The organism is Bradyrhizobium sp. 31Argb, assembly GCF_043638955.1.
GTDB lineage: Bacteria > Pseudomonadota > Alphaproteobacteria > Rhizobiales > Xanthobacteraceae > Bradyrhizobium.
In genome coordinates this window covers 1-6,263 of sequence record NZ_JBEGDB010000368.1, presented here as the reverse complement: position 1 = coordinate 6,263, position 6,263 = coordinate 1, and the positions used below count along the sequence as shown (strand labels likewise).

General features: G+C 63.9%; 7 protein-coding genes. 2 read left to right on the top strand and 5 right to left on the bottom strand.

What is annotated here, in order from left to right; translation table 11 throughout:
- Positions 1 to 325: 325 nt before the first annotated feature.
- The 5 genes from queA to coaD form a co-directional block, all read right to left on the bottom strand.
- Positions 326 to 1,417 (bottom strand): tRNA preQ1(34) S-adenosylmethionine ribosyltransferase-isomerase QueA, encoded by a 1,092-nt coding sequence (gene queA, locus AAFX91_RS37650; RefSeq protein ID WP_394569872.1) that lies wholly within the window; start codon positions 1,415 to 1,417, stop codon positions 326 to 328.
- Positions 1,418 to 1,557: 140 nt separating this feature from the next.
- The gene (locus AAFX91_RS37645; protein WP_282527119.1) at positions 1,558 to 2,022 is read right to left on the bottom strand and encodes a peptidylprolyl isomerase; all 465 of its coding nucleotides are present in this window, start codon (positions 2,020 to 2,022) and stop codon (positions 1,558 to 1,560) included.
- Positions 1,998 to 2,432, bottom strand: a complete 435-nt coding sequence (locus AAFX91_RS37640; RefSeq protein WP_394569871.1) for a hypothetical protein — start codon at positions 2,430 to 2,432, stop codon at positions 1,998 to 2,000. The genes AAFX91_RS37645 and AAFX91_RS37640 overlap by 25 nt, the downstream gene beginning before the upstream one ends.
- A 9-nt stretch (positions 2,433 to 2,441) precedes the next feature.
- Positions 2,442 to 3,005: a peptidylprolyl isomerase gene (locus tag AAFX91_RS37635; RefSeq protein WP_130580991.1), complete on the bottom strand. Its 564-nt coding sequence runs from the start codon at positions 3,003 to 3,005 to the stop codon at positions 2,442 to 2,444.
- Between the two features lie 38 nt (positions 3,006 to 3,043).
- Positions 3,044 to 3,541: a pantetheine-phosphate adenylyltransferase gene (gene coaD / locus AAFX91_RS37630; RefSeq protein WP_130580990.1), complete on the bottom strand. Its 498-nt coding sequence runs from the start codon at positions 3,539 to 3,541 to the stop codon at positions 3,044 to 3,046.
- Positions 3,542 to 3,756: 215 nt separating this feature from the next.
- On the opposite strand from coaD, the gene AAFX91_RS37625 reads away from it, so the two are divergent.
- Positions 3,757 to 4,014, top strand: a complete 258-nt coding sequence (locus AAFX91_RS37625) for a hypothetical protein (protein WP_394569870.1) — start codon at positions 3,757 to 3,759, stop codon at positions 4,012 to 4,014.
- A 123-nt stretch (positions 4,015 to 4,137) separates the two neighbouring features.
- Positions 4,138 to 6,048, top strand: a complete 1,911-nt coding sequence (locus AAFX91_RS37620) for a potassium transporter Kup (RefSeq protein ID WP_130580988.1) — start codon at positions 4,138 to 4,140, stop codon at positions 6,046 to 6,048.
- The last annotated feature ends 215 nt before the right edge of the window (positions 6,049 to 6,263 follow it).

Below are 6,263 nucleotides of genomic sequence, written 5' to 3'. Positions count from 1 at the left end.
AGACCTGAACGAAACGAGAATTGTGTTACCCATGTCGTCGGTTTGAAGTGTTACCCATGTCGCCGGTTGCTCAGCGCGAAGCGCCGGATGAGGGTTGTCTCCACGGGCGACCGTCCTCGTGGAGAGAACCCCTCACCCGAATGAGTCCAGTAGCAGAAGCGGAGCAGCCCTCTCCCACAAGGGGCGAGGGCACATCAACTGGCAGCGCGAACGCGTAAAGCTCCTGCGCAATCCAGCCTCGTAGGGTGGGCAAAGCAAAGCGTGCCCACCATTTCTTGCGGAGTGCGGATGGTGGGCACGCTTCGCTTTGCCCACCCTACACGATCTACAGAAACTCGCGTCCCTCGTGTGCGCGAAAGAGCAGACACGCGTCGCCGTATGAATAGAACCGATAGCCCGCCGCGATCGCATGCGCATAGGCTTGCTTCATCGTATCGAGCCCGGAGAAGGCCGACACCAGCATGAACAGGGTCGAGCGCGGCAGATGGAAATTGGTCAGCAGGATATCGACCGCGCGAAAGCGGTAGCCGGGCGTGATGAAGATCGCGGTGTCGCCGGTGAATGGCTGGATGGTGCCATCCTCCCTCGCAGCGCTTTCGAGCAGCCGCAGCGAGGTGGTGCCCACCGCGACGATACGCCCGCCTTTGGCGCGCGCCGCGTTCAGCGCGGCAGCGGTCTCTGCGGAAACGCTGCCCCACTCGGAATGCATCCTGTGCTCGGACGTGTCGTCCACCTTCACCGGCAGGAACGTCCCTGCCCCGACATGCAGGGTCAGCCTGACAATATCGACGCCGCGGCCACGCAGCGCGGCCTCCAGCGCCGGCGTGAAATGCAGGCCCGCGGTCGGGGCTGCGACCGCGCCCTCATTGGCCGCGAACATGGTCTGGTAGTCGGCGGCATCCTGATCGTCTGGCGTGCGCTTCGAGGCGATGTAAGGCGGCAGCGGCGGGGCACCGAGATCGGCAATGGCCTGGTCGAGCGCGGGCCCGTGGAAGGAGAATGACAGCGTCACCTCGCCTTCCTGCCCCTTGGCTTCGACCTGCGCATCGAGATGCCCGAGCAGGCAGACCCTGCCCTCATTGCCGAAGCGGACAGTGTCGCCTTCCGCCAGTTTCTTCGCCGGCTTCACCAGCGCCTGCCAGCGCGAACCATCGAGCCGCTTGATCAGCGTCGCCTCGATCTTCGGCTCGGTCTCGCGGCCGATGCGCCGGCCCTTCAACTGCGCCGCGATCACCTTGGTGTCGTTGACCACGAGCTGGTCGCCCGGCTCGAGCCATTGCGGCAGCTCGGCCACGGTGCGGTCGCGCAGCACGCCGTCCCCCTGCACCACCAGCATCCGCGCAGCGTCGCGCGGACTCGCGGGTCGCAGCGCGATCCGTTCAGGCGGGAGGTCGAAGTCGAAGAGGTCGGTGCGCATCGGGCCAAGCGACGTACATCAGACCCTCATCCTGAGGAGCGCGGAACGCGCGTCTCGAAGGATGAGGCCCGGCTGTGGCAGCATAGGGGCCCCATGGTTCGAGACGGCGCGTTGCGCCTCCTCACCATGAGGGGAGACAATTACTCCGCGTCGGCAGCCATCCTTGCCTTGACGATCTTGTCCGGGTTCTGCACCGGCTCGCCGCGCTTGATCTTGTCGACGTTCTCCATGCCCTCGGTGACCTTGCCCCAGACCGTGTACTGGCCGTTGAGGAAGGAGGCGTCGTCGAAGCAGATGAAGAACTGGCTGTCGCCGGAATCCGGGTTCGCGGCGCGTGCCATCGAGGCGGTGCCACGGACATGCGGCTCCTTGTTGAACTCGGCCTTCAGCTTCTTTCCGGAGCCGCCGGTGCCGGTGCCTTGCGGGCAGCCGGTCTGGGCCATGAAGCCCTCGATCACGCGGTGGAACACGATGCCGTCGTAGAAGCCCTCGCGCACCAGTTCCTTGATGCGGGCGACATGGTTCGGCGCGACGTCCGGCCGCATCTCGATGGTGACGGGCCCCTGGGTGGTTTCGAGGATCAGAGTGTTTTCGGTGACAGCCATGCTCGCCTCTCTTTGGCTTCGGGTTGACGTTTGCGGGTTCGGAAAGGGATCGCCATCGGCCGGCCGGCAACCGCTCCGCCCAGTGCATCGGTAAATGGCAACGGCGTGCAGCGTTCCAAGGCCTGCATCACGGCGATGCGGTATTGCAACCGGTCATTCTCGCTGGCCTCAGCCGTCTCATAGGTGATCCTCGGACGGCCGAGGATTGCGCCCTGGCGGTTGAAGCTGACGATCACGGTGATGTCGATCGGGTTGGCCTGCGACAGCGGCGGCGGCTTGAAGCAACTGTGCAGCTTTATGAAAAGATCCTTGAGCGTATCGAGCTTTTCGGGCGCCGGCTGCGCCCGCGCCGCGCAGGCAAGCAGCATCAGCGGCGCTGCAAACCAGAGCAATGGTTTGCCGCGCAGCATCGCCTGAACTCACTTGATGTCGGATGCGACTTGCACCTTCACCATCTTGTCGGGATCGGTCACCGCACCGCTCGGGGAGCCTGCGGGGGCCTTCTTCAACTTGTCGACCACGTCCATGCCGGACACCACTTCGCCGATCACGGTGTATTGGTTGTTCAGGCTCGGGCCGTCCGCGAACATGATGAAGAACTGCGAGTTGGCGCTATCGACGCTGTCGCCGCGCCGCGCCATGCCTACGATACCACGCTTGAAGGGGACGTTCGAGAATTCCTGCTTCAGGTTCGGGTATTTCGAGCCGCCGGTGCCGTTGAAGTTCTGGCCGTCGCCGGTCTGCGCCATGAAGCCGTCGATCACGCGGTGAAACGGCACGTTGTTGTAATAGCCCTCGCGCGCGAGCTGCTTGATGCGCTCGGCATGCTGCGGCGCGATGTCCGTCCTGAGCTTGATGAGGATGCGGCCTTTGCTGGTGTCGATCACGATCGCGTTGGCCTTGTCCAGATTGGCCGGCAAGGGCTGCGCGACCGCGGGAGCCACACAGAGGAGCGCGGCGAGAACGGCGAGGATTCGGATCATGAAAACTCCGGAACGGATATCTGAGAAGAGCGCGAGAGCTAGCTGGCGAATTTGGCCTTGAGTCGGACGGCAACGGCCTTGGGCACGAAGTTGGAGACATCGCCACCCATGCCGGCGATCTGGCGCACCAGGGTGGCCGTGATCGGCCGGACCGTCGGCGAGGCCGGCAGGAACACGGTGTGCACCTCGGGCGCCATGGCTTCGTTCATGCCGGCCATCTGCATCTCGTAGTCAAGGTCGGTGCCGTCCCGCAGGCCCCGGATCAGAATCGTAGCACCGGCGCGTTGCGCCGCGGTGACGACAAGGTCATCGAACGTGATGCATTCGAAGCCACAGCCGGCTTTGGCGGCGACGGGGCCGAATACCTCCTGCAGCATCACCAGGCGCTCCTCGACCGAAAACAGGGGCTTCTTCCCCGGATGGACGCCGATGGCGACGATCAGGCGGTCGCAGAGGACGACGGCGTGCTTGACCACGTCGAGATGGCCGTTGGTAACCGGGTCAAACGAGCCGGGATAAAGCGCGGTGCGAGGCATATCCCCCTCTAACCTGCCTAGGGCTGGCCGGCAAGCCAGCCGGGTTCCCAGGCGGCCCTGAACCCCAATGTTTCATCTATCTGGCGCCGACGAAACAAAATCCCGGGGCAACGAAATCATTTTCGTTCCCGGCGAAGACGGCAGGAAACGGGCGACCTCTATCACCCCCGCCAACGAAACGACGGGCCGCCAAGGCCCACTGACAGGGAACCGTCATGATCAAGGCACTTTCCGCCGTCGCTGTTGCCGCCTTCATTGCCGCCGCGCTCACCGTTCTTCCCGGCTTTGCGCCCCAGGTCGAAGCCAGCGTGCCCCGCCCCCTCGCCAAGGCCGACCGGCTGGATATCCGCCCTGTCGCCAAGGACTGCTCGCAGCAAACCTGGCCGAACTTCGACGCTTCCTGCCTCCGCAACGCCGGCACCCAGAACGGTGTTCGCGAAGCCCGCCTCGTCACGGCCGATCGTACCCCGTAACCTCCGCTTTCCCCCGCCCCCGCAGCAACACAGTGGTAATTTGCGACGTCTCGTCGCAGACTGCCGTCTTGGTCGCGCCCTTCGGACGATCCGGTGGGTGCGATGCAATCGGGGGTCTCGCCGATGTCAAGCACGCCCGCCATTGCCTCAGGCCATCCGCCGAGCCCGCTTCCTCTTGCAACAACCATCGGCGCACTTGGCGTCGTCTATGGCGATATCGGGACCAGTCCCCTTTACGCGCTCAAGGAGGCAGCCAGGGCGGCCGCCCATGGCGGCACGATCACGCCGGACGCCGTCCTGGGCGTGGTATCGCTGATCCTGTGGGCGCTGATCCTGATCATTTCGATCAAATACGCGCTCCTGATCCTGCGTGCAGACAACCGCGGCGAAGGCGGGATCGTGGCGATATTGGCGCTGCTCCACGCGCGCAATGCGCCGCCGGGCACCTGGCGCGCGCAGCTTCTGGTCGTCGGCCTCATCGGCGCCGCCCTGCTCTATGGCGACGGCGCAATCACCCCGGCGATCTCGGTCTTGAGCGCGATCGAAGGATTGAAGGTGGACGCGCCATCGCTGGCGCCGGCGGTCGTGCCGATCACCATCGTGATTCTGGTCGGCCTGTTTGCGATGCAGAAGCAGGGCACCGGCTTCATCGGCCGGATCTTTGGACCGGTGATGCTCGGCTGGTTCCTTGTTCTCGCCGCGCTCGGCATCCACGGCATCGTTCAGGCGCCTGGAGTGCTCGCGGCGCTCAGCCCGTTCTATGCTTTCAATTTCCTGATCCACCAGAATTTCCACATCAGCTTTGCCATCCTCGGCGCAGCTTTTCTCGCGGTCACCGGCGGTGAGGCGATGTATGCCGACATGGGGCACTTTGGGCGGTTTCCGATCCGGCTCGCCTGGTTCGCCGTCTGTCTGCCCGCGCTGGTGCTCAACTATTTCGGGCAGGCCGCGCTGTTGATCACCGATCCGAGCGCGCTGGACCATCCATTCTTCCAGCTCTCGCCAGACTGGCTGCACTACCCGCTGGTCGCTTTCTCCACGATCGCCACCGTGATCGCCTCCCAGGCGATCATCTCGGGCGTGTTCTCGCTGACCCAGCAATCGATCCAGCTCGGCTTCCTGCCGCGGATGCACATCCTCCACACCACCAGCGACGCGATCGGGCAGATCTATGTGCCGCTGGTGAACTGGCTGCTCGCCGCCGCGACGCTTGGCGCGGTGCTGGGCTTCGGCACTTCTGATGCCCTTGCGGGCGCCTATGGCATCGCGGTGTCCTTATTGATGGCGATCACCACGCTGCTGGCGGCGCTGGTTGCGATCCAGTGGGGCTACTCGCCGCTGATCGTGCTCGCCGTCAACGGTTTCTTCCTTGTTATCGACCTCATCTTCTTCGCGGCCAACTCGACCAAGCTGCACGAAGGCGGCTGGTTTCCGCTGCTGCTGGCAGGCTCGATCGCGTTCCTGATGCTCACCTGGCGCGCTGGCGTGAAGCTGGTCGAGCGTGCCCGCGCAAAACTGCGGCAACCAGAGGAAGATTTGATCGAGACCGCCATCAATAAGTGCCGTGCCCGCCTCCCGGGCACTGCCGTGTTCCTCGCCGCCGCGCCGACCGGCGTGCCGCTCGCGCTGACGCAATTCGTCAAGCACAACCACGTCCTGCACGAACGCGTGCTTTTGGTCACCGTGCAGATCGAGGAATCCCCGCGCATTTCCGAGGGCGACCGCGCCGAGATCATCGACATCATCCCGGGCATCACGCGCGTCATCCTGCACTACGGCTTCATGCAATACCCGACCATCTATGAGGGCCTGCAACTCGCCTGCCGGCAGGGCAAGCTGCCCGGTATCGATCTCTCCGACGTCACCTACTATATCGGCCGCGAGACCATCATCCCGCGCGAGGACGTTCCGGGCATGTGGGTCTGGCGGGAATCAATCTTCGCATTCCTGCAACGCAACGCCGAACGCACTGCGGCGTTCTTCGGCGTGCCGACCGGACAGGTGGTGGAATTCGGGACAGAAATCGAGATCTGACCGGCCGGTGATCTCGATGATCGGGGGCAGTCGGCGGCACTAAAGCGCGATGACTTATCTTCGAATCGTCATCCCGCTTTAGCTCTTTGTTTGAGCATGATCTTTTTCGGAAAACCGGTATCCACTTTTCCGGATCATGCTCTAGCATTACAGTTGTCTTTTTGTTTTGAAGTGCGCGCGCTGGGCGGCGGCCTGGTGAGCTCTACGCCAAAGTG